This is a genomic window from Planococcus maritimus (assembly GCF_001687625.2).
Taxonomy (GTDB): domain Bacteria; phylum Bacillota; class Bacilli; order Bacillales_A; family Planococcaceae; genus Planococcus; species Planococcus maritimus.
The window spans coordinates 3,098,512-3,122,353 of sequence record NZ_CP016538.2 but is presented as its reverse complement, the minus strand read 5'-3'; the positions used below and the strand labels follow the sequence as shown (position 1 = coordinate 3,122,353).

At 47.2% G+C, this 23,842-nt stretch carries 25 protein-coding genes and 1 other annotated feature; of the genes, 20 read left to right on the top strand and 5 right to left on the bottom strand.

The window, feature by feature from the left end:
- Window positions 1-175: 175 nt before the first annotated feature.
- Window positions 176-1,105 (bottom strand): LysR family transcriptional regulator, encoded by a 930-nt coding sequence (locus BBI11_RS15450; RefSeq protein ID WP_068459226.1) that lies wholly within the window; start codon window positions 1,103-1,105, stop codon window positions 176-178.
- A 150-nt stretch (window positions 1,106-1,255) separates the two neighbouring features.
- Between BBI11_RS15450 and BBI11_RS15445 the strand changes: the two genes are divergently transcribed.
- The 9 genes from BBI11_RS15445 (at window position 1,256) to BBI11_RS15405 (ending at window position 8,505) form a co-directional block, all read left to right on the top strand.
- Entirely contained in the window at window positions 1,256-2,860 is a 1,605-nt protein-coding gene (locus BBI11_RS15445; protein ID WP_068459224.1) for a gamma-glutamyltransferase family protein, read from the top strand.
- 32 nt (window positions 2,861-2,892) lie between these two features.
- Window positions 2,893-3,423: a chromate transporter gene (locus BBI11_RS15440; RefSeq protein ID WP_068465460.1), complete on the top strand. Its 531-nt coding sequence runs from the start codon at window positions 2,893-2,895 to the stop codon at window positions 3,421-3,423.
- Window positions 3,420-3,959: a chromate transporter gene (locus tag BBI11_RS15435; protein ID WP_068459223.1), complete on the top strand. Its 540-nt coding sequence runs from the start codon at window positions 3,420-3,422 to the stop codon at window positions 3,957-3,959. The genes BBI11_RS15440 and BBI11_RS15435 overlap by 4 nt, the downstream gene beginning before the upstream one ends.
- A 94-nt stretch (window positions 3,960-4,053) precedes the next feature.
- Window positions 4,054-4,734: a FusB/FusC family EF-G-binding protein gene (locus BBI11_RS15430; RefSeq protein WP_068459221.1), complete on the top strand. Its 681-nt coding sequence runs from the start codon at window positions 4,054-4,056 to the stop codon at window positions 4,732-4,734.
- A gap of 12 nt (window positions 4,735-4,746) precedes the next feature.
- Window positions 4,747-5,034 carry a hypothetical protein gene (locus BBI11_RS15425; RefSeq protein ID WP_068465456.1) on the top strand — a complete coding sequence of 96 codons (288 nt, stop codon included), beginning with the start codon at window positions 4,747-4,749 and terminating at the stop codon, window positions 5,032-5,034.
- Window positions 5,035-5,189: 155 nt separating this feature from the next.
- Window positions 5,190-5,915: a glycosyltransferase gene (locus BBI11_RS15420; protein ID WP_068465452.1), complete on the top strand. Its 726-nt coding sequence runs from the start codon at window positions 5,190-5,192 to the stop codon at window positions 5,913-5,915.
- Window positions 5,916-5,920: 5 nt separating this feature from the next.
- Complete coding sequence (locus BBI11_RS15415; protein ID WP_156889091.1) at window positions 5,921-6,208, top strand: glycosyltransferase; 288 nt, start codon at window positions 5,921-5,923, stop codon at window positions 6,206-6,208.
- A gap of 507 nt (window positions 6,209-6,715) precedes the next feature.
- Window positions 6,716-7,060, top strand: coding sequence for a hypothetical protein (locus BBI11_RS16540; protein ID WP_167358176.1), 345 nt, complete (start codon window positions 6,716-6,718; stop codon window positions 7,058-7,060).
- 188 nt (window positions 7,061-7,248) lie between these two features.
- Complete coding sequence (locus BBI11_RS15405; protein WP_068459216.1) at window positions 7,249-8,505, top strand: Y-family DNA polymerase; 1,257 nt, start codon at window positions 7,249-7,251, stop codon at window positions 8,503-8,505.
- A 42-nt stretch (window positions 8,506-8,547) separates the two neighbouring features.
- Here BBI11_RS15405 and BBI11_RS16655 read toward each other — a convergent pair whose 3' ends face one another.
- Entirely contained in the window at window positions 8,548-9,126 is a 579-nt protein-coding gene (locus BBI11_RS16655; protein ID WP_237150292.1) for an NAD(P)-binding domain-containing protein, read from the bottom strand.
- Window positions 9,117-9,722, bottom strand: coding sequence for an FAD/NAD(P)-binding protein (locus BBI11_RS16650; RefSeq protein WP_237150291.1), 606 nt, complete (start codon window positions 9,720-9,722; stop codon window positions 9,117-9,119). Before BBI11_RS16650 ends, BBI11_RS16655 begins: the two co-directional genes overlap by 10 nt.
- 279 nt (window positions 9,723-10,001) lie before the next feature.
- Between BBI11_RS16650 and BBI11_RS15395 the strand changes: the two genes are divergently transcribed.
- From BBI11_RS15395 to aldA, 7 genes are all read left to right on the top strand, one after another.
- On the top strand, window positions 10,002-11,120 hold the full coding sequence (locus BBI11_RS15395; protein ID WP_068459212.1) for a GTP-binding protein: 1,119 nt from the start codon (window positions 10,002-10,004) through the stop codon (window positions 11,118-11,120).
- Window positions 11,121-11,136: 16 nt separating this feature from the next.
- Entirely contained in the window at window positions 11,137-11,286 is a 150-nt protein-coding gene (gene rpmG / locus BBI11_RS15390; protein WP_058382433.1) for a 50S ribosomal protein L33, read from the top strand.
- A gap of 39 nt (window positions 11,287-11,325) precedes the next feature.
- A complete protein-coding gene (gene rpsN / locus BBI11_RS15385) occupies window positions 11,326-11,595 on the top strand; it encodes a 30S ribosomal protein S14 (protein WP_068459210.1) in 270 nt (89 codons plus the stop codon).
- A 24-nt stretch (window positions 11,596-11,619) separates the two neighbouring features.
- Window positions 11,620-11,973: a hypothetical protein gene (locus tag BBI11_RS15380; protein WP_068459207.1), complete on the top strand. Its 354-nt coding sequence runs from the start codon at window positions 11,620-11,622 to the stop codon at window positions 11,971-11,973.
- A gap of 184 nt (window positions 11,974-12,157) precedes the next feature.
- Window positions 12,158-12,400, top strand: a complete 243-nt coding sequence (locus tag BBI11_RS15375; protein ID WP_068459206.1) for a hypothetical protein — start codon at window positions 12,158-12,160, stop codon at window positions 12,398-12,400.
- 147 nt (window positions 12,401-12,547) lie between these two features.
- Window positions 12,548-13,237, top strand: coding sequence for a Type 1 glutamine amidotransferase-like domain-containing protein (locus BBI11_RS15370; protein WP_068459203.1), 690 nt, complete (start codon window positions 12,548-12,550; stop codon window positions 13,235-13,237).
- 93 nt (window positions 13,238-13,330) lie between these two features.
- The gene (aldA, locus tag BBI11_RS15365) at window positions 13,331-14,773 is read left to right on the top strand and encodes an aldehyde dehydrogenase (protein WP_083389130.1); all 1,443 of its coding nucleotides are present in this window, start codon (window positions 13,331-13,333) and stop codon (window positions 14,771-14,773) included.
- A gap of 345 nt (window positions 14,774-15,118) precedes the next feature.
- Here the strand turns inward: aldA and tyrS are convergent, their stop codons facing one another.
- Window positions 15,119-16,333 (bottom strand): tyrosine--tRNA ligase, encoded by a 1,215-nt coding sequence (tyrS, locus tag BBI11_RS15360; protein WP_068459198.1) that lies wholly within the window; start codon window positions 16,331-16,333, stop codon window positions 15,119-15,121.
- A gap of 79 nt (window positions 16,334-16,412) precedes the next feature.
- Window positions 16,413-16,654, bottom strand: a binding site (T-box leader).
- An 85-nt stretch (window positions 16,655-16,739) separates the two neighbouring features.
- Window positions 16,740-17,159, bottom strand: a complete 420-nt coding sequence (locus tag BBI11_RS15350; protein WP_068459196.1) for a MarR family winged helix-turn-helix transcriptional regulator — start codon at window positions 17,157-17,159, stop codon at window positions 16,740-16,742.
- A 106-nt stretch (window positions 17,160-17,265) separates the two neighbouring features.
- On the opposite strand from BBI11_RS15350, the gene BBI11_RS15345 reads away from it, so the two are divergent.
- From BBI11_RS15345 to BBI11_RS15330, 4 genes are all read left to right on the top strand, one after another.
- Window positions 17,266-18,252 (top strand): YhdH/YhfP family quinone oxidoreductase, encoded by a 987-nt coding sequence (locus BBI11_RS15345; RefSeq protein WP_068465444.1) that lies wholly within the window; start codon window positions 17,266-17,268, stop codon window positions 18,250-18,252.
- Window positions 18,253-18,573: 321 nt separating this feature from the next.
- Complete coding sequence (locus BBI11_RS15340; RefSeq protein WP_068465442.1) at window positions 18,574-19,185, top strand: TetR/AcrR family transcriptional regulator; 612 nt, start codon at window positions 18,574-18,576, stop codon at window positions 19,183-19,185.
- Between the two features lie 26 nt (window positions 19,186-19,211).
- On the top strand, window positions 19,212-21,527 hold the full coding sequence (locus BBI11_RS15335) for an MMPL family transporter (RefSeq protein WP_068465441.1): 2,316 nt from the start codon (window positions 19,212-19,214) through the stop codon (window positions 21,525-21,527).
- Between the two features lie 361 nt (window positions 21,528-21,888).
- Window positions 21,889-23,739: an AAA family ATPase gene (locus BBI11_RS15330; protein ID WP_068465440.1), complete on the top strand. Its 1,851-nt coding sequence runs from the start codon at window positions 21,889-21,891 to the stop codon at window positions 23,737-23,739.
- Window positions 23,740-23,842: the final 103 nt, after the last annotated feature.

Sequence of the window (23,842 nt, the reverse complement as noted above, 5' to 3'; positions counted from 1 at the left end):
GGTCTACTATAGAAGAAAACGATAAAAGCCCAAGAAAAGGAACTCCTTTCCTTGGGCTTTTACGGATGTAAAAAAACTACTTATTCGCTTGGAGCTTGGATTTGATGTGGCGTCTGGTTCATCCGGATTGAGAGGAACAAGACGAGCGCAGATGAAAGAGAGTCGAAATGATTCTTCAAAGTTCCGCTAGGCGTTTTTTCGTATGCACTGAAACTTTTTCATCAAGGACATAGGAATTGAGAAAATCCAAGAAAAGCTGAGCCGCCGGTGTATGGAAGCTTGCGCGATGGGTAATGTAATGGAAGCGGCTTTTATTCGGGAAGTCGGCCAGTGTGATGGCACCAATCGATCCGGTTTTCGTTTCGATTTTGACGGTGGATTCCGAGAGATACGAGATGCCAAGGCCAAGTGCGACTGATTCCTTGATCGTTTGAGAACTGCCGAAGCTCATGACTTTCTTCGGGGCAATGCCGAGCTGGGCGAATAGCTTGTCGGTGACGTCGCGCGTGCCGGAACCGGGTTCTCGGATGATCCAAGTTTCGGCTTCGAGCAAACGGCGGTCGACTTGAGAATGGTGAATAATCGGGTGATTGGCGCGTGCAATGATGACCATCTCTTCTTCTGCAAACAAATCTGTTTTAACATCGTTGCCGCTCGCTTCCCCTTCAACGATAAAGCCGATGTCGAGTTCTTGCTTATGGATTTGCTCGATAATGGTCTTGGAATTGTGGATGGTGATACTCGGTGTAATGTTCGGATGGCGCTTGCTAAACGCGTAAATGATGCCAGGCAAAAAGTATTCGCCGAATGTATAGGCTGCTCCAATGGACAAGGGCATCGCTGTCGATGGGTCGAGTTCCGTCAGTGCCAGCTTTAATTGATCGTATTTCAAGAGAATCTCTTTAGACTGGGCATACATTACCTGGCCAGCTTCCGTCAATTGAACGTACTTATTACTGCGCTCGAACAGTCGGACGCCCAGTTTGTTTTCCAGCGCCTTGATGCTCAAAGAAATAGCCGAAGGAGTCATGTGAAGCAATTCGGCTGCACGGGTAAAGCTTTTTTGTTCAGCAGTAGTAACAAAAATCTCCAATTTGTGGTCCATATGTTCACCTCGTTGAGTTTTCCTCATTATACTATTAAATATATTTAATTTTACTTATTTGAGTGGCTCCCGTAAAATTTGAATAATATAAAAAGTTCACCTTGCTCGAGAGTTTAATCGCTTGAGCAATACATAATAGGAGGAATCACATTGGATTATTCAAATCACCCTTTCCCGGGGAAACGCCATACGGTCTTCGGTAAGAAAGGCATGGTGGCAACCTCACAGCCGCTTGCCGCGCAAACAGGTCTTGAAATTTTGAAAAAAGGCGGCAACGCCATCGATGCCGCAATCGCGACAGCAGCGACCTTAACCGTTGTAGAACCGACCTCAAATGGCATCGGCGGCGATGCGTTCGCGCTCGTCTGGGTAAAAGGCGAACTGCACGGATTGAATGCATCCGGTCCTTCGCCTCAGGAACTGACGATCGAAGCCGTTAAAGCAAAAGGCCATGACAAGATGCCGACGCATGGCTTAGTCCCAATTACGGTTCCAGGTGTTCCCGCTGCTTGGGCAGAGTTGTCGAAACGTTTCGGCAAGCTCAGCTTAGCGGAAACTTTGGAACCGGCCATTCGCTATGCGGAAGAAGGCTATCCGTTGACACCGATTCTCGGCAAGTATTGGAAAAAAGCTTACGACATCTTCAACAAGAATTTCACTGCTAAAGAATTCGAAGCATGGTTTGAAACTTTTGCGCCAGATGGCCGTGTGCCGGAAATTGGTGAAATGTGGAAGTCTCCAGGCCACGCCGACACGCTGCGAAAAATTGGCGAAACCGATGCCAAAGCTTTTTACGAAGGCGAGCTGGCAGAGAAAATCGACAGCTTCATGACTGAACACGGCGGTTTCTTGAAAAAACAAGATTTAGCCGCGTACAAGGCTGAATGGGTTAAGCCCATTTCGACGAGCTATAAAGGGCATGAGGTGTGGGAAATCCCGCCAAACGGCCAAGGCATGGTCGCGCAAATGGCGCTCAATATTTTCAAGCAACTAGACACTCCCGTCTGGCAACATGGCAACACGCTGCACCAGCAAATCGAATCGATGAAACTGGCTTATACGGATGGCCAGGCCTTCATCACCGAACAAACGGATATGCCAGTGACGGCTGAACATTTATTATCGGATGACTATGCAGCGAGCCGCGCAAAAGAAATCGGCACAGAAGCGGTCGACCCCGTCGCGTACGAACTGCCAAAAGGCGGCACGGTTTACTTAGCAGCGGCCGACGAGGAAGGCAATATGATTTCCTATATCCAAAGCAATTACATGGGCTTTGGCTCCGGCATCGTCATTCCAGGAACGGGCATCGGGTTGCAGAACCGCGGAGCGGATTTCTCGCTTGATGATAGCCACCCAAATGCCTTGAAGCCAGGCAAGCGAACTTTCCATACAATCATTCCAGGGTTTTTGACAAAAGCGGGCGAAGCGGTCGGGCCGTTTGGCGTTATGGGAGGCTATATGCAGCCGCAAGGCCATTTTCAAGTGGTCGTGAATACGCTCGATTACCTACTGAATCCGCAAGCGGCGCTCGATATGCCGCGCTGGCAATGGATGGGCGGCAAAAAAGTGACCGTCGAAGCGGAGTTCCCGAACTATTTAGCGCAGGAATTGCAACGCAGAGGGCATCAAGTGGAAGTGATGGCGGACCCGGGCAGCTTTGGTCGCGGTCAGATTATTTGGCGCAATCCAGAAACCGGCGTGCTTGCAGGCGGCACGGAATCCCGTACGGACGGAGCGATTGCTGTTTGGTAACAGAACAAGGCGTCAAATCGACCGATCTCGCCATGGCCTTTTTCCGCGCCGGCATGCTCGGCTTTGGCGGCGGCCCGGCAGTCATTCCGATCATGCAGCGTGATGTCGTGGATCGCTACGGCTGGTTGACGGACGAGGAATATGGTGACACGATCGCCTTATCGAACACGATGCCCGGGCCGATTGCGACAAAACTCGCCGGCTATATCGGCTACCGAGTAGCGGGGCTTCGCGGGTGCTTGATCGCGCTTGTTGCCTCTATCGTCCCGACTGTTGTTTTAATGATTCTCCTGCTCGGCATCCTGCAAAACTACAAAGACGTGCCATGGGTCGCCAATATGTCGAGCGCGGTCGTTCCGGTCGTTGCCGTCATGCTCGGTGTCTTGACCTGGAATTTCGTCCGCCAATCTGAAAAGGCGCTCGGCTGGAGTAGGGCCATCCTATTGATTCTTGTCTCCGTCGTTTTACTTGAAGTGCTTGGCATTCACCCGGCCTTTCTTATCGCCGGTCTGATTCTAATGGTCCTCGTGCCTTTCATTAAAAGGACGGTGAAGAAAACATGATCTACTGGCAAATTTTCCTGGCATTTTTCATTCCTGGGATTCTCGGCTACGGCGGGGGGCCAGCTTCGATTCCATTAGTCGAAAAGGAAGTGGTCGGCCGCTACGGTTGGATGGATACCCAGGAGTTCAGCGAAGTGCTGGCACTTGGCAACTCGCTTCCAGGTCCCATTGCGACGAAAATGGCGGGCTATATCGGCTATGCTGAAGGCGGCGTGCTCGGCGCAGCAGTTGGCTTGTTCGGTGCAGTTGCCCCTTCGTTGATCTTGATGATTGCGCTGATGGCGATTCTCTTTAAATACAAAGATTCACGTGAAGTGAAGAACATTTCAAAAGTCGTCAAGCCCGTCATCGCTGTCTTAATCGGCGTCATGACGCTCGACTTCATTGTCACTTCAGAAGCGTCGCTCGGCGGCATCCAAACGGCAATCCTGATGGTGGCAAGCTATTTGATGCTCGAAAAATGGAAGCTTCATCCGGCATTGGTCATTACTTTGGCGCTGCTTTACGGGGCAATCACAGGGATTTTCATAGCTTAAAGGCAGGCATCCTAACTTCAGGGTGCCTGTTCTGCGATTACGGGCAAAATATGGTAGAATCACAGAAAAGTCATACCTTCTGAGGAGGCTAACGATGACCATCATCAAAGAATCGACGGACCGGACAAATGTTTCAGGCCAACCCGAGGCGTTTATCCGAAACCATCAATATAATTTCATCAAAGAGCAGGCTTTGGCGCTGGTGACGGCGCATGCCACAGCTAACGATGCGGAAGTGCTGAGTGTGTTGCGCCATTTGAGCCATGAAAAAGTATTCGCCATGTTCCCGGCGCTGACAGAAGAGCAGAAAAACGTATTGCGTCCATTAACGTCCGTAAAAGATACTCACGCTGCAGAAGAGTTTCTGTCTGGTCTGCGCCCTTATTTGATTCCTTTTCCAACCATTAATCTCGATAACTTGAAACGCCTGTTTCCGAAAGCAAAAAGGTTGAAAGGGCCAAAACTCCAAGCCATCGATTTCCACTCGTTGTCGTATTTGTCCTGGCAGGAGAACACCAACCGCTTTTTGGTGGCTGAACGAAACGGCCGTCTCCAGGCAGTGAGTGGCCAATTCGGCGCGAGCCGCAAGCAAGGAGTCTGCATGATTTGCCACAAACACAGCTCGGTCGGTTTGTTTATGGCCAAGACCAAAGGGGCGAGTCTCGATAGCTACGTCAAGCACGGCCAGTATATCTGTGCGGATGAAGCGGCTTGCAATGCACGCTTGACAAGCGTTGACCGGCTCGAGAAATTTCTGGATCGGCTGGAACGCTAAATGACGGGAAACATGGAATCAATGTGGCTCGTCGGCTTAGCCTTTGTCGCTGTTTGGGTCGTATATGTGGTGCTTAATCAACAGATTCAGGCATTGGAGGTGCGCATAAAGCATATGTCAAAACGCATGGAGCAATTGGAAGCGGAAGTGACGTTGGAAGAGCCGGCAATCAATGAGGAACTGCGTCGTTTAATCGCAGAGGGCGAGGAAATTCGTGCCGTAAAAGCGGCACGTGTCGCATTTGGCTATTCTCTTCTTGAAGCGAAACAGTATATTGACGGATTAAAAGAGAATCATTGAAATGGACAGGCTTTCCTTTAGCAGGAAAGCCTGTTTTGCTGCGCAAAAACAGAGCCGCAAAGCAAATCTTGACAAAAAAGCAAGAGCCACAGATAATCGAGTTATTCCGACGACACTGTCGTCGGTGGAGTTCGAAAAGGGAAGGTGGTGGGGAAATGAAGATCACAATGTTGACTTTAGGCAGCAGAGGAGATGTGCAACCGTTTGTTGCGCTGGGCAAAAAACTGATAAAAAGAAACCATGAAGTAACGATTTGCACTGGCGCCAGCTTTAAACAATTCATAGAAGGCAACGGAATTGCTTTTCACCCCGCATCAGCTGATTTAATGGCCATTATGGAGAGTGAGGAAGGAAGCAAGGTCTTTAACGGAGGGAATTTTAAACTCATTGAAATGTTCAAATTCTCCAAACGAGTGATTACCCCGGCATATAGGAAAAGCATGGATGATTTCCACGCAGCTTCGCAAGGGGCAGCGTTAATCATCTATCATCCGAAAGCCCTGGGTGCCGTCGATATAGCTGTTCAGCAAAACATTTCCTCACTCTGCTTGCCGCCTGTTCCCATCATGTATCCGATAACGGAATTTCCAAACTTCACGATCTCCCCGAATAAAAACTTCGGTCCGTTATTGAACAAATGGTCTTATAAAGTAGTGATGTTAAGCGAACGGCCTTTCATAAAGCAAATCAATGACTTTCGGGAAAAAACATTGAAATTGCCAAAAAGAAAAGCAGGCCGGTATACGTATGAAGTGGATGGTTCCTCCATTCCGATTCTTTACCCTCTCAGCCCATTTCTGTTTAAGGAAGTGGACAGCTGGAATCAGCGTGTTTTTTTATCCGGTTTTTTTCATGGATTTAGGACGCGCAACGCTATCTGAAGAAATTGAAGAATTTAAGCGCAGGGAAAAAGCCTATCGTCATTTCGTTTAGTTCCATGCCTTTAACAGATCCGCACGATTTTCAACAAAAGTTGATTCAGGCGATCAAAGAGACAGAGAACCGGGCCATTGTATTAATCGGGACAAGCGGGATGGTGTTCGATCCAGATGACCAGATACTCGCTGTCGATCAGGCACCCCATCGATTGCTATTCAAGCGAGCGGCCGGCATTGTCCACCATGGCGGCGTGGGGACAACGGCGGAAGCCTTGCTCAGCGGGTGCCGCAGCTGATCCTGCCATTTACGCCGACCAGCCATTCTGGCTAGTCGTCTGTACAAAAAGGGCTATTCGGTAAAGCCGCTGCGGAGAAAAATCTAAAGGTGTCCGATTTAGTTCTCGCCTTGGAACAACTGAAAACAAAGAGCGGATCAACGGGCAGAGCAGATACAGAAAGAAATTCAATTGGAAAATGGGTTGCAACAAGCGGGCGGATTATATCCAAGATATACTAGACGACCATAAGCAGGAGTGAAGAAATGCCAAAATCAACGTTTTCAAATTGACAGAGCAAAAACAAGATCGTTTAATAGCCGCCGCTATGCAGGAATTTGCGAAAGCAACATTTGAAGAAGTTAAAATAGCGCCATTATAAAGGCGCCGGCGTTCCGAGAAGCAGCTTTTACGATTATTTTGAGGACAAAGAAGATGTATACTTTACCTACTGTCGACGATTAAGAAACAAAAGCAGCTGTATATGGCTCCTTTGTTCAATAGGGAGTCAGCTCCTTTTTTGATAGCTTGCGGGAATTTATAAAGGCAGGAGCTTTGTTTGCGGCGCATCACCCTCTATACGAAAAAATCGCCAAGAGTTTTTATGCAAATACCGAGCTGATGCAAGCTATGTTGGGAGAAGATCGGCCCAATATGGTAAGCCTGTACGAAGAGCTGCTCCTCGACGGCATCGCTTCAGGGGAGCTTGCTCCGGACTTGGATGCATCGTATATAGCTGAATGTATTTATCAGCTGACGACGAGCCTTGCAACTGGATATGGTGAAGAGTCTGAGGCGGACATCAGCGAATCGATTGTCGAAAAGTCGGAAAAACTTATTGCGTTATTGGAGAAAGGAATCGCACACTCCTAAACTCTCGATACACACCTATCGATAAATACGAAAGCCCAATTCCTGACAAGGAGTTGGGTTTTTTGAGTGGCTGGCAATAAGTGTCGTACACTTGCGGCCAAGTCTTTCTTAAATTTTTCTGTGATGCTCTTGCCGCTTTTCCGCTTTTCACATAAAATAAGAACAAATGTTCTTTATGGAGTGGCGACATGGCAAAACAATCAGGAAAGCCCCGCTACATCGCTTGCATCGATATGCGCAGCTTTTACGCAAGCTGTTCAGCGGTCGAACATGGCCTCGATCCCATGGAAGCCTGCATTGCCATCGTCAGCAATCAGGAACGAAAAGGCAGTGTCGTGCTCGCAGCCTCTCCAGAAATGAAAAAACGCTTTGGTGTCAGAACGGGTACGAGGCTGTTCGAAATTCCAGACCATCCCGATATCCTGCTCATTGAGCCGAGAATGCAGTTTTACTTGGAGATCTCAATGGCGATTACAGAGTTGTTCGCCCAGTACGTCCCAAAAGAAGACATCCATGTCTATAGCGTCGATGAGAGCTTTATCGATTTGTCGGGTATTGTTCATTTATACGGCACTCCGGAAAAAGCCGCGATCGACATGCAGGACTCCATCATGAGCCAGTTCGGCCTGCCTTCAGCGGTCGGTATCGGGCCGAATATGCTGCTGGCAAAACTTGCGCTTGATTTGGAAGGCAAGAAGAAAGGGCTCGCGCATTGGACGATGAAAGACGTGCCGAGAAAACTATGGCCGGTTTCCCCGCTCAGCAAAATGTGGGGCATCGGCAGCAAAATGGAACGTAATTTGAACAATATGGGCATCTTCACTGTAGGTGACCTGGCGCGAGCCGATGTTAAACGGCTGGAAGACCGTTTTGGCATCATGGGCCATCAATTGCACCAGCACGCCCGCGGTATCGACTATTCAGAACTCGGCTCTTTGCTCATCGAAGGGCAGAAAAGCTTCGGGAAAGGCCAGATTCTTTACCGCGATTATGAAACGCGAGAAGACATTCTAACGATTGTGCTCGAGATGTGCGAAGACGTCGCGATGCGCACCAGAGAAGCGCGCATGGCCGGCCGCACGATCCATCTTGGTATGAGCTACAGCAAAACGTCATACGGCGGCGGGTTCTCACGCTCACGCTCCATCGAAGAAGCAACCAACGACACCTTGAAAATCTACGCCGTATGCAAAGAGCTGTTCCGAGAATTTTACACCGGCCAGCCGGTTCGGCAAATTTCGTTGTCCCTCACCAATCTGGAAGACGAAACCTCGATGCAGCTGAGCTTGTTCGAAGCGGATAAATGGCAAAGGCGTCGCCTGGGCGCGGCGATGGATGCAATCAAGCGCAAACACGGTCCGACCGCGATTTACCGGGGAGTATCTGGAACAGAGGCAGGGACAGCGATTGACCGGACAAAACTGATCGGTGGGCATAAGAAATAATACTCTTGGAACGGAGAAAACCCTGTCGTAATGGCAGGGTTTTTAATGTACTTGGAGAATGCGTGAAGCGGCTTCGCGCGCGCCGGAAATATTGCGTGCGATCGGCCCGACTTCCAGTTCTGCAAGCGGCCCCATCACGTACAGCCCAGGGCCCCATTGCAAAGTTTGTGTGACGACAGGATAGCCGCATTCGGCGCATTTTAAGCGTTGCTCTTCGATAACAGGCGACAACCAGTCGTGTCCTGGCAACTGTGCTTGAAAACCTGTTGCTAGAATGACAGTGCCTGTTTGGCGAAGCAGTGTCCCATTTTCATCGATTAGTGAAGTGACATTCTGTTGCCGTTGGACTCTAGAAACATGGCCGTCTGCGACCAGTTCCGGAAATTGCCGGAGTTGCTTGCGCATTCTTGCATTCAAGTCTCGAGGTATCGACCCTTTTCGGCGCGCGTGTCCAATCATTTCTCGGCGTTGCGTATAAGAACGTGTCTTGCGGAAAGCTTGTTGGTATTTGGGGCCAAGCCATCCTGGGTCGCTATCAAAATCATGCACGCGAAATGGGTGGCGCTTTAACAAGGTCACTTGCCCAGGAAACTGCTTGTGAAGCTTCAAAGTCAAGTGCACCGCTGTGATGCCGCCGCCGATAATTGTAAAGGGGCTTGTGAAGCGTCGAACTTTGGCAGTTCCTTGTCGAATACATGAAAGATCGAACCGGGTGACTCTGTCTGTAATTGCTGGGCCCACGCCGGCCAGTGCAACTGCTCACCTGCGCCGATTGCCAGGACGACATTGGCTCCCCTAACAAGTGACCCGTTCTCCAAATGGATTTGCCAGCCATTCTCCAAGCGCTTGACTGACTCTACGCGTCCTTGGATCCAGCTGCGGCGGATTTCCTGTTCGCGTACTAAATGCTCGCAATGTTCATGAAACAACAACAAAGAGGGACGTTTGAATCTGCCGAGAAATGAGGCGTCTTCGCTAAAGGGGCTGGCCTTGGCGTGACGATTCAACGAAAAGGGATCCACATCGAGATGATGGACAAAAGGCGAACGCAAGAATGGCATGGAGATGGCTTCGGTGCAGCGTTTCCATTCAGATAGCGGTTCCTTGTGAGGATCGATGATTGCCATTTCTTCAGGCGTCACGCCTTTTTGCTTCCGTAAAAAAGTGGCCAGCGTCGTTCCTTGAATGCCGCCGCCGATAATAATCCATTTGTGCATAAGCATGTCTCTCCCAACCGCTCAACATATAATAAGCTGAGTCTTGTCATAAAAATTGTCTTCAGTTGATTTTTAAATAGTAACTATTACGATTTGTTGTAGACAATATACATGCTGGAAGAGGAAATGACAAGTGATTTCGGTAGAAGTGGCCTCAGCTAGAAAAAGCAGAATGAAGATTCTGCTGAAAAAATACTTGCACAAATGAAAGAAGCGCTTTAATATATAAAACGTAATCGTTACGATTTGTTGATTGAGATCATAAGGGAGTTAGATAAGATGGATAAGCGCATCCCCATTACTGTCTTGAGCGGATATTTGGGCGCAGGCAAGACGACGTTATTGAATCATATTCTATCGAATCGAGATGGAATGAAAGTCGCAGTCATCGTCAACGACATGAGCGAAGTAAATATCGACAGTGCGCTCGTCCAAAACGGCGGCTTTTCTCGCACAGACGAAAAACTGGTCGAAATGCAAAATGGCTGCATTTGCTGCACCTTGCGTGAAGACTTGATCGTTGAAGTCGAAAAATTGGTGAAGCAAGGCGAGATTGATTATATCGTCATCGAATCGTCCGGCATCAGTGAACCGCTCCCGGTCGCACAGACCTTCAGCTATATGGACGAAATGATTGGGGTGGACCTGTCTGCTATGTGCCGCCTCGACACGATGGTGACGGTCGTGGACGGGCATGGCTTCTGGCGTGATTTCGCTTCCGGTGAAACTTTGCTCGACCGAAAAGAAGGCGCGACAGAATCTGATGAACGGGAAATTGCTGATTTGCTGATTGACCAGATCGAATTTGCAGACGTCATTTTATTAAACAAAACGGACCAGCTGACAACAGAAAAAGCAGAAGAACTCCATGGCGTGCTGCGCGCTTTGAATCCGTCAGCGAACATCTTGCGCACGGAGCGTTCACAGGTGCCGCTTCATGAAGTGTTCAACACGGGACGTTTTGATTTTGACCAGGCGAGCCAAGGTGCGGGCTGGATCAAAGAGCTGAACGAAGAACATGTACCAGAAACGGAAGAATACGGCATCGCTTCGTTCGTTTACCGAAGCAAAACCCCGTTCCATCCGGAGCGCTTGTTTGACTGGATCATGGACTGGCCGGTGGAAATCGTCCGTGCCAAAGGTTTTTTGCGCATCGCCACACGTGACGAGACGGCTACTTTGTTGTCGCAGGCAGGTCCTGCTGCAAGTTTGGAGACGGCAGGCGCGTGGGACGAAACTTATGGCGTGAAAATGACTGAGCTTGTATTAATCGGCATTAGGATGAACCAACAGGAAATGGTGCGGTCTTTAAATGACTGCTTGCTGACAGAATCAGAGCTGACTGAGGATTGGAGCCGATTTAACGATCCACTGCCGGCTACATCAACTATTCATTAATGAGGAGGAACTTAATATGAGAGTGAACATTACACTGGCCTGCACCGAAACAGGCGACCGCAATTATTCGACGACGAAAAACAAGCGCAATAACCCGGAGCGCATCGAATTGAAGAAGTATTGCCCGCGCTTGAAAAAAGTGACTTTGCACCGCGAAACAAAGTAATCTACCGAAAATTATTGCATAATAGAGAGGAGCCTATCGATGGCCAAGAAATCAAAAGTCGCACGCGATAAAAAACAACGTGAAATGGTGGCGCGCTATGCGGAACTCCGCAAAGAACTGAAAGCGCAAGGCGATCGCGAAGCATTGGCGAAACTGCCAAAAGACTCGTCGCCGACCCGCTTGAAAAACCGCTGTGAAGTAACTGGACGCCCGCGTGGCTTCATGCGCAAATTCGGCATGTCCCGCATCGCATTCCGCGACCTTGCACATAAAGGGCAGATTCCCGGCGTCAAAAAATCAAGCTGGTAATATCGTGAAAGAGGGGTGGAGGCAATGAACGACGGAATGATTGCCTATTTATTAAAAAGCGAAGTAGCGAAACTAGGAGAAGAGCAGCGACAATTGTACCGCTTTATCACCGAGCTGGAAGATGAGCTGGCTGAACAAGCGGCGACGGTCGAAGAGTTTCGCCAGTTGCTAGTCCTCCACTCGCCGTTTGAACAGGCGGCCTACCGTTTTAATCGTTCGTTTAAAGAAGTCTCCGTTATGATGCAACACATCGAAGCGGAACTCGGCGACAAAATCGAAGCCCGCCAAGAACGCGCGAAATGGTTGGATTATACCGACCGTTTTGCCAGAGAAGCAGGACAGGAAGACAAGCAAGTGTTTTTGTTTATCAGTGAATAAATTTCATTACTATGCACAAAAGCCGCCAGGAAATTTCTGGTGGCTTTTTAGTGGGGATTTCTGAGGTGATTGTGAAACCATTACCGGAAACGAGCGTAACATAATCAAAGGCATTGAGAAGCACAAGACAAGTGAAGGCTTTATGATTTAATAAAAGAAAGCAAATGAAGGAAGGGTGAAACGTATGGCGCATTGCACAAATTGTGGAACCAAATGGAAAGCGAAAGACGTCTGGAAACTAGGCATGGCAAAGGACGGCAAAACCTGTGCGACTTGTGGTGAACGACAATATGTGTCGTTTGAGAATGGCGGGTTTTTAATGGGTCTCGGGTATATGAGCGGGACGATTGGGCTGTTGCTGATCGTGTTGTTTCCATACTACATTCGGTTAAGCAAACAAAAAGAGAAAGAATTGTATGGGGAGTAGAGGGTCGGTCGTACTCATTGAAGAAGGGCGTATGGGTCAGGCTGGAAGATTTGCAAACTATCCGAGTAAAACCGAAGGAAGTGGCAGGAGAACTACAGCGCTTGAATGAAGAAAACTAGACACCTACAAATGCCAGGAGGAAACCTAATGAAACAAATTATCGCACTCGGCGGCGGCGGCTTCTCGATGGAGCCAGACAATCCCCTGCTCGACTTATACATACTAGAACAATCACCGGAAAAAACACCGAAAATCTGCTTTATCCCGACGGCGAGTGGGGACGCGGACAGCTATATCGCACGCTTCTACGATTTCTTCAAGCAGCAAAACTGTGAGCCGACGCATCTATCGTTGTTCAAGCCGCCCGCACAGGCGCTCGAAGAGTTTGTGTTATCACAAGATATTCTGTATGTCGGCGGGGGCAATACGAAAAATCTGCTTGCGCTGTGGCGGGAGTGGGGCTTGGACCGGATTATCGAAAAAGCCTGGAATCAAGGAATCATCCTGGCAGGCATTAGTGCGGGATCAATTTGCTGGTTCGAACAAGGCGTGACTGATTCTTATGGCGAAGAGCTTCACCCATTGGCTTGTCTAGGGCTTCTGTCCGGCAGCAATTGCCCTCATTACGACGGGGAAGTAGACCGACGCCCGGTGTTCCAGCGGCTGCTCCAGCAAGAGCAGATCAAGCCTGGGCTCGCCGCAGATGACGGCGTAGCGCTTCATTTTATTGGCGATGGCTTACACGACGCTGTCAGTTCACGCCCATATGCCAAGGCTTACCGTGTAAGGAAAGGATATGAAGAAGCAGTGGAAACGCGATTTTTAGGAAAGACCTGACGCCGTGTCTAAGCAGCTTAGTGCAGAAGGCCAAGTTTACCGGTAACCATAAAGGGAAAAACCTACTAATTAGAAAAATTAGGAGGAGATCTTTTGCGAACTCACCAAATGTACGTGAACGGCGAATATATAACATCTACTGGAGACGAATGGATCGACATTATCAATCCGGCAACGGAACAAGTGATTTCCAAGATTCCAAAAGGCACGGAAGAAGATGTCAACAAAGCAGTAGAAGCAGCACATCAGGCCCAGCAGGCTTGGGAACTGACGCCAAACATCGAACGCGGGAAAATCGTCCGTAAGCTGGGCGATAAAATTGCTGAAAATCGCGACAAATTTATCGATTTATTGCAAGAAGAGCAAGGAAAAGACTATGAACTCGCGAGTGGCGAAGTCGACCTCGCGATTGATTATTTCCATTATATGTCAGAGTGGGCACGACGCATCGAAGGGGAGATCGTCCCAAGCGACCGTCCGAATGAAAACATCTTAGTATACAAAAAGCCAATTGGCGTCGTAGCAGGCATCATTCCTTGGAATTTCCCGATCTTTATCTTGGCAAGGAAAGTCGCGACTGCGCTCGTCACAGGCTGCACGATTGTCATCAAGCCGAGCCAACAAACTCCGAACACTGCTATGGAATTCACGAAACTCGTCGATGCAATGGAAGAAATTCCAGCAGGCGTCTACAATGTCGTGACCGGCACCGGTTCTGAAATTGGTAACGTGCTGGCCTCGCACAAAAAGGTCCAAATGATTACCATGACGGGCAGCTTGCCGGCTGGCACGAAAGTAATGGAAGCGGCAGCGCAAAACATCACCAAGGTCAATCTCGAACTTGGTGGTAAAGCCCCAGCTATCGTCACGCAACACGCCGACTTGGAGCTGGCCGCAAAAGCCATCACCACATCAAGACTCGCAAACGGCGGGCAAGCGTGCACGAATGCCGAGCGCTTGTATGTCCACGAAAGCGTTGCGAAAGAATTCACTCAAAAACTGGTTCAAGCATTCGAAGCGACAAAACTTGGCGATCCGAGAGAAAGCAAAGATGTTACGATGGGACCGTTGATTAGCCAGGACCGCTTAGAGACAGTCGAAGGCATGGTCAAAGATGCTGTAGCGAACGGAGCGACCGTTGCAACAGGCGGGGAGCGCGCAGATCAGAATGCCGGCTTCTTCTACAAGCCGACCATTTTGACAAACGTCTCGCACGACTCTGATATTATGCGTGAAGAGATTTTTGGTCCGGTGCTGCCAATGACTACCTTCAGCACTATTGAAGAAGCGATTGACATGGCCAACGATACGGTATTCGGATTGTCTTCTTCCGTTTATACAGACGACCTGAACGAAGCAATGCGCGTCGTCAATGAAATGAAGTTTGGCGAGACTTACGTCAACCGCGAAAACTTCGAAGCAGTGCAAGGCTATCACGCCGGCATGCGCCAATCCGGCCTTGGCGGGGCAGATGGCAAACACGGCATGGAAGATTTCCTAGCAACACAAGTCGTTTACATGCAGTATAAAAAATAAAGCAAACAAGGGTTTGTCACATATGTATATAAAATGAAGCAGCCGGAGAAAAAGATTCTTTTTCTCCGGCTGTTTTAATTAAGTCTGGCTTTCTTATATTTTTTAGTTTCACAACAGCTGATGGAAATGGAGACGGCGAATAAATGAACGAAGTGGAACTGAGTTCATTTATTTGCGACGCATCTGCATTGCAGATGTGGGAGCAACGAAATTACATGGTGCCCTGGCAGCTGGCAACGCGACGTCCTGTCGCGCCAGCTGCATGACCCACATCCTGTGGCCCGCGGAAAGCGTCCGTCGCAATGGACATCAGTCTTTCCTTTCGGTCACTCTCATTTTCTGTCCTTATTTTTCAAAACGCAAAAAGCGTTTTTTGCCAATCTGTAGAACATCGCCGTTCTGGATGGCGGTACCGAGTTCTTCGCGTGTCAGTTTATCACCGTTAAACGATATCCCGTTTTGGTCGATCAGACGCAGAAATTCGCTTTTACTGCGGACGAATTCCTGTTCCACTAATTGCGGGATGATGTCTTCGATGCGTTCGTTGCCGGTTTCCACAAGGAGCGACGGAATGTTTTCTGGGATTTCGCGTTTTTGGAAAGCTGTCTCGAAGTAAAGTTTCGCTTTTTTCATCGCTTCTTCTCCGTGGTAAAGCCCCGTGATGATTTCAGCGAGTTCGAGTTTGATATTTCGCGGATTTTCACCGTCTTCGAGCCGGTCGAGCAAGGATTCAATCGCTAAGGGATGCTCATCTGTCGTCAGTTCGAAGTACTTGAAGACTAGAGGATCCGGAATTTCCATGACTTTTTTGAACATGACTTCAGGCGCCTCGCTGACGCCGATGTAATTGCCAAGGCTCTTGCTCATTTTTTCCACGCCGTCGAGCCCTTCGATAATCGGCATGAAGATGGCGACTTGTTTTTCCAGCCCCATATGCTTTTGAAGCGTGCGGCCCATCAAAATATTGAAGGTTTGATCGGTGCCGCCGATTTCAATATCGGCCCCTATTTCAACGGAATCGTAGGCTTGCATGAGCGGATAGAAAAATTCGTGCAGGCCGATTGGCGACTGATTTTGGTAGCGGCTCTGGAAATCGTCTCGCTCGAGCATGCGCGCGACCGAGGTGCTTGCGGCAAGCTTCAAGACTTCCTCGAAATTCAGCTTCGACAGCCATTCGCTATTAAAGCGCACCGTTGTTTTCGTTTTGTCGAGCACTTTGAAAATTTGTTCGTAGTAAGTTTCCGCATTCTCCCGTACCGCTTCATCACTGAGCGCAGTCCGTCCTTTGGCTTTGCCGGAAGGGTCGCCGATGCGCCCTGTAAAGTCGCCGATCAGAATGACCGCCTGGTGGCCGAGGTCTTGCAATTGCTTGATTTTGCGCAAAACAACGGCATGGCCAAGGTGGATATCTGGTGCCGATGGGTCTAGCCCTAGCTTGATCGTCAGCGGGCGCTGTTCGTTGTATGAACGTTCAAGTTTTTGGAGCAATTCGCCCTCGTCGATGATTTCGGCGGCTCCTTTTTCGATGATTTTCAATTGTTCAGCGGGTGTGAGTCGCATGCTAACATCTCCTTGTCTTGGAATGGGCCATATCGCAAAAACGATCAGAATACAAAAAAGCGCCCTCTAGGGAAAAACCCTAAAGGACGCGGATATGCGTGTTACCACCTTAGTTTGGAAACTGCTCGCACAGCTTCCCTTGGAAAGTACGGCCGAAGCGATACTCCTGCATGGATTACGGATGCAACTCCGGTGTAGCCTACTAAAGGTTCGGTACACAGCTCAAAGAGGTATTTCCCTGGACACCGCATGCGCCTCTCATCAACCGGCCGCTTTCTGTATGCTTCAGTCACAAGTACTCGTTCTTATCATCGCTTTTGTTCTTATACGCCAAGATTGGGCGAACATTCGTTATGCAGATATTGTTTTCCATTATAACCCGTATGAAAAAGAAGTCAAATTTGACTTATAATTCTGTCTCAACGATGGCAGTTAACCCTCTGAGCAAGGCAGCCCGGTCGCTCGGAGACACGTTTTGAAGGGCAGCTTGATTCATCTGTGCTGTCGCAGACTCGACTTGTTCTCGGATGCTGATGGCTTTCGGCGTGGCCACGACCCACACATTGCGCCGGTTGCCCGGGTCAATTGAACGTTCGACAAAGCCGGCTTTTTGCATCTTGTCCAGGACGCCGGACACAGTAGTGGCTTCAAGATGCATGGATTCCGCAATTTGCTTAGGCGATAATTGCCCTTCTCTCCATAAGCAGTTCAACACGCCGTATTGGGCCGGAGTCAATCCGAATTGTTCCAATAAGCCGCTGAAATGCTTGAATACTTTATTTTGACTAACACTTAATAAGTAATTGACACATTCAGTTAATTCCATAAAATCTCCTCCAAATTGACAATGTCCATCATATCATGTTAGGTTTTGTGTGAAAACAATTTTGTGAACGAACTATTTTGTTGAAAAAACATGAGGAGGAATCACAATGGATGCATTTAAAGCGATTGTTGTAAAAGAACAGGAAGAAGAAATCGTATTCGGAGCAGAACAAGTGGGTGAAGAGCAGCTATCCGAAGGGGACGTGTTAGTTAAAGTCGCCTATTCGTCGATCAACTACAAAGACATGCTTGCGGTGCAGAAAAATGCAGGCGTTATCCGCAACTATCCGATGATCCCAGGCATCGATTTCAGCGGAACGGTCGTACATACAGGGGATGAACGCTTTCACGAAGGCCAGGAAGTGATCGTCACAGGATTTGAAATGGGCATGAGCCATACCGGTGGATTTTCGGAGTATGCGCGCGTGCCAGCTGACTGGATCGTCCCATTGCCGAACGGATTGAGCTTAAAAGAGGCCATGGTTTTTGGAACGGCTGGATTTACAGCGGCATTATCCATCCAGGCACTTGAGCAAAACGGCATGAATCCTGACAACAATCCGCAATTATTGGTGACAGGGGCTACGGGCGGTGTCGGCAGTGTCGCGTTGCAGATCCTGTCGAAAATTGGCTACACGAATATCACCGCATTGGTGCGCAAAGAACATCAAGTGGAAGTAGCAAAATCGCTCGGAGCGACACAAACCATTTTCCCGGATGACCTGGGCGAACTGAAAAAGCCATTGAATAAGCCGAAATTCGACTATGTCCTGGACACTGTCGGTGGAGACGTGGCATCAACCCTCATTCCGCAAATTTCTTACGACGGCAGCATGAGCATGTGCGGCAACGCGGCCGGCCTCCAAATATCAGCGACCGTCTTGCCATTCATCTTGAGAGGCGTTAATCTCCTCGGCATCGATTCGGTCAATGTGCCGATCGAAAAACGTGGAGCTATTTGGGACAAGATGGCGACGGACTGGAATATCACCCAAACGACCTTGACCGATGAAGTGTCGCTTGAAGAAGTACCGGAAACGATTGAAGCCATCAAGAACGGGCAGCATTTAGGAAGAACCATCGTTAAGTGTTAAGTAGAAGTTAAGTGTAATGGATGAAACTATTTAGTGGTTTTCATGCGATAGAAAAGAACGTTCGGAAAGTGGTTAGCTTCGCTTTCGAACGTTCTTTTTTTATGTCTACGGACATCGAGCAATTTAAAAAGAATCTTTGCCGCGCTTCTAGAAACCTTTATTCATTTTTGATTTCGGGGCGAGAAACGACTTGCCTAATTCGTGCATATTAGTAGCTTATTTCACAATCGTTTAGGAAGAATAAACTTGCGCAATGGGAAAACTTGCTCTTTGTGCAAGTTTTATGATATAACATGGAAGAATTACAAATGAGGTGATGAAATGACTGATAGCGGTTTACGAGATAAGAAAAAAATAGCGACACGACAAGCTTTGGCAGAAGCTGCCTTTACCTTGGCAGTGGAACGCGGCGTGGATGGTTTTGTTGTGGAAGATATCGTCACGAATGCAGGCTATTCGCGAAGAACTTTCGCCAATTATTTTTCATGCAAGGAAGAAGCAATCGCCAATTCCCTAACGATGAATGATTATTTAGAGCGCGACGAGCAATTCTCCTTTTGCACGGAAAATTATACACCTTTGGATACGATCGAATTGTATATCCGAGGCAGTTTTACGATCAATAAACTACGAAGGCTTAATCGGATCATTTCGCTGTCGCGAAACCAGCCGACGCTCAAGTTATATGTGACGGGCGCATTGATGGAAGTCCAGGATTTTGCGAAACGGGGCATCAGTGAAGAGTTCGGCAGCGATTATCCGGAAGAGTATTACCATATTCTGATCGGCGCGGTGTTCGGGGCGATTTTGCCGGTTCTCGACGAAAGTATCGCTGTTAAATTACCCGAAGACGACGAAAAGAGCGAAACAGATAGTGAATTTAATCAGTACATCGATATCGTTTTTGCTCATTTGCGCAAAGGCTTTAACTAACAAAAATAGAGAACGGAGTTGCACATGTGTCGAGATTTTTTTACAGCATCGGAAAAACAGCCTATAGCAAGCCCTGGGTTTTCATTGCCAGCTGGCTGCTCATTCTAGGCGTCATCATTACCGCTATCGTAACGAATGGCGTGAATACAAGCAGTGAAACAAGAATTGACGGAACCGCCGCACAAGACGTGCTGGACGAATTGGCGGAAGAGTACCCGGCAGCATCCGGCGGGCAAGGCAGTTATTTGTTCGAAGTGCCGGAAGGGGAAGCCGTTGACGATCCGGCTAATGCCCAAGCTTTAGCTATGGCTGTAAATGAAATTTATGAACTAGGTCATGTAGTCAATCCAATGGACATGCTGCAGGACGAGGAAGCAATGGCACAGATGCAGTCAATGCAAGAGATGATGAGCCAGCTTCCGGCGTCTGAAGTCAACCACCGGCCGTTCATCGTTCAAGAAATGCCGGTTCCGGGCATCCAAATTTCAGAGGACGGAACGGTCGCATTATTCCAGTTCCAACTGACCAAAACAGCGGAAGACTTGAGTGAAGCGGAACGCGAAGAACTTGCGGATGCCGCAAATATCGCTCAAGAAAATTCTTCCATCACAGTCATTCCGACGGGTGCGCTGCAAGGCGTCGATATCCCGATCGGCGGTACGCATGAAATTATTGGGCTCGCGATTGCAGCGGTCATCCTGATCGTCACGCTCGGTTCACTCATCGCTGCAGGCTTGCCGCTGGTCGTGGCATTGATCGGCGTCGGCGTAGGTGTCGGCGGAACATTCGCGTTGTCGAGCATGTTCGAAATCAACAGCCTGACACCGGTTCTAGCTTTGATGATCGGTCTCGCAGTCGGCATCGACTATGCCCTGTTTATCGTCAACAGACAGCGCAAACTGATCACGGAACAAGGATTACCTGCTAAAGAAGCGGCAGCTCGTGCTGTCGGAACAGCGGGCAGCGCGGTCTTTTTTGCAGGCTTAACCGTCATCATCGCACTCAGCGGCTTGCTGGTCATCGGCATTTCGTTCCTCAGCAGTATGGCACTCGTTGCGGCACTGACCGTCTCGATTGATGTGCTTGTTGCGCTGACACTGCTGCCGGCATTGCTCGGCTTGATTGGCGAGCGGATTGTCTCGACTAAAGCAAGAAATAAAGCACAAACAAGCAAGGGTTCCAAACAAGGCTTTTCCGGAGCTTGGATCACAAGCTTATTGAAAATGAAATGGGTCGCCATTCTTCTGGTCATCGTGATTCTTGGCACCCTCGCAGTGCCGGTCGCGCAGATGAACCTCGGCATGCCTTCTGGTGAAAGCGCCAATAAAGACACCGCTGTCAGACAAAGTTATGACGTTATTTCCGACAGCTTCGGCGAAGGCTTCAACGGCCCGCTGCTCGTCGTGGCGAAAGACCAAGACGCGGCTGCAGTAGATCCGCAGGAATATTTCCAGCTGCTCGCTAATATTTCACAGTTGGACGGCGTAGCGGAAGTATCTCCAGGCGGCTTCAATGAAGATGGCACGATCGCCATCATCAGCATCATCCCGGAAAATGGCCCGACAGATGAAGCGACGAAGCAATTGGTGGAAAGTTTGCGGACAGATACTGCTGCCACTGAAAATACCAACACAGAAATTGGCGTGACTGGCTTAACAGCGATCAATATCGACATCTCGGAAAAACTCGCTGAAGTATTCCCGATCTACATCGCGATTATCGTCGTACTGTCATTGCTCATTCTATTGGTCGTGTTCCGTTCGATCCTCATCCCGATCAAAGCAACAGTCGGTTTTCTATTGAGCATCATGGCAACATTTGGCGCCACGACAGCCGTGTTCCAGTGGGGCTGGCTCGGATCGCTTTTCGGAATCGACACCGGCGGACCGTTGTTGAGCTTTATCCCAATCATGGTCACCGGCATCCTATACGGCCTCGCCATGGATTATCAAGTCTTCCTCGTCTCGTCGATGCGTGAAGCCTATATCCATGGTGAAAAAGGAGATGGAGCTATTATAAGTGGCTACAAGACGGCCAGTAAAGTAGTCGTCGCTGCCGCATTAATCATGGTTTCCGTATTCTCTGGTTTCATCTTTACCGATGACATCATGATCAAACAAATTGGCTTTGCCCTGGCGTTTGGCATCCTCGTCGATGCCTTTCTCATCCGCATGATCTTCGTTCCGGCCGTCATGTCGATGTTCGGCGATAAGATCTGGTGGCTGCCGAAATGGCTCGACAAGCTTCTCCCGGATTTAGACATCGAAGGCGAAAAATTGCTTCATGAATTGAATGAAAAAGATAAAGTAACACGTATGAATACTGGAGAAAATTCCATCTAAAGATAGCTAAAACTGCCGGGAAGTTTCCTGGCAGTTTTTCTTTGGTTAAATAATTTTTGAGGATGGCTCGTCGGTGAAAGAGAAGCAGAGGGAAATCGAAAAACGTTCGTAAAAGTGTTTGAGGATTAGTGAACGTTCGTAAAGATATTTTGTGCATTTACGAACGCTATTTTTGTTAATGTTCAGTCCGTTTCGGAGTGTTCGCGAAAGTGTACTTTTACGAACGCTTCTTTAAGAGTATTGTATTATATTTACATGGGAATTAATGTTAGTATGAGAACGAGTTGTAAGATACATTGTTAAGTAGCTAATCTAGTATATGTAAATTGTAAATAAGACAATCGAAAGGCGGAGGTACAAAATGGGATATCACATTAAGGAAATAGTTTTAAGTAAAGACAGATACGTTAACTACAAAATACATGGAACTGCTGAAATGAAAATAGATGATCTTTCCAAAATTAATATTTTAGTTGGAACTAATAATTCAGGGAAAAGTAGAATGCTGAGATCTTTATTTACAGAGAAAGATCTTTTATTTTTTCCAGCAAGTTTCAATCTACCGAAACTCAACGAAGCAGTTAAGAATTTCAAAAATAAATTAATATCTGTTTTAGACTCCAAACACATTTTGGGATATGGAATTTTAAAAAAAGACAACATTGAGCACTTAACGTCTTATAAATTTATTAAAGATTCCGATGATTTTTTATCTAGCGTTTATGAATTGATTGACTACGCTAAGAATCTTAGTGGTACCCAATCTATTACTTCATCCGGTCTAGTTAATTTCGTTGACCACAATGCAATACAAGTAGAACTGAAAAAGATTGCTACTGAATTTGAAGTAGAGTTGGTTGGAATTTTTAGTGAAAAGAGAATTGATTTTAAACGTGTATACATACCAACCCTCAGAGGTTTAAGAGGTTTTGAGGATAATCAAAATTATTATTTAACCCGTACTCAGAAAGATTATTTTCCTGGGGATGAAAGTTTAGAAATTTTTACTGGACTGGAGTTATATGAAGAAGTAAAGAACCTATTACTGGGGAATTTAAAAGATCGAGAAAAAATAATGGATTTCCAAAAATTTATAGGAGATAGTTTTTTTGAAGGACAGGAGGTTGCACTTATACCCAACGTAAAGTCAGATGTTCTTTTTGTTAAAATCGGCACTGAGAAAGAATATCCTATTTATAACTTAGGGGATGGAATTCAATCATTAATTATTCTAACCTTTCCTTTATTTAAATATAAAGGAGAGAATCTTTTATTCTTCATAGAAGAACCAGAGTTATACTTGCATCCAGGGATGCAAAGAAAATTCTTGGAGATAATAACACATAAAAACTTTGATGGTTATCAGTATTTTTTAACTACCCACTCCAACCACTTTCTAGACATGACATTAGATATGGATAAAATGTCGATTTACTCATTTAACAAAGAATTAGAAGATGTTGATTCTCGAGAAAAAAACGCAACTTTTATTATTGAGAATGTTAGTAATGAAGACGATAACGTACTAAAAATGCTAGGAGTCAAAAATTCGGCAGTGTTTTTATCAAATTGCACAATTTGGGTAGAAGGTATTACAGACAGGTATTATATAAGACATTTTCTCAATCTATATCAAGAGACTTTAGACAAATTCCCAGTTTATAAAGAAGATATTCATTACTCATTTGTAGAATATAGTGGAAATAACATTACCCATTGGTCTTTTTTAGATGAAAATGAAAATGAAGATGAAGAAATTTTTAAATCTATTAATGAAAGTAGAGTTTGTGGAACTCTATTCTTAATTACTGATAAAGACAGTAAGAAAAAAGAAACTCGCCAGTCAAAATTAGCTCAAGCACTTGGTGAGCGCTATTATTGCTTGGAGTGTAGAGAAATTGAAAATATTCTTACAGCTACGACATTGAAGAAAGTAATTGCTAGCTATGAAAAGGTTAAAGTGAGCGAATTGAAGTTCACTAAGAATTTTAGTAGCAAAACTTACAGAGACGAACTACTAGGTAGATTTATAGAAAAAGTTATCAGAGACAAGAATCGCCAAGGGAGCTACTCCTCAACATCAGGAGCTGTTTCTGACAAAATCGGGTTTTGTAAAAGAGCTATTTCAGAAATGAAAAGCTTTGAAGATCTATCTGAAGAAGCACAAAAGTTAAGTATAGAGTTGTATGAGTTTATTGCAGCTAATAATTAATAAGGATGGTATCGAAAGAAATAAACTGTTTTTGATTGTGTGGTATGTTTACATATGACCCCTTATAGGAAGCGAAGAAACTCTAACATGAGTTTCTTTTTTT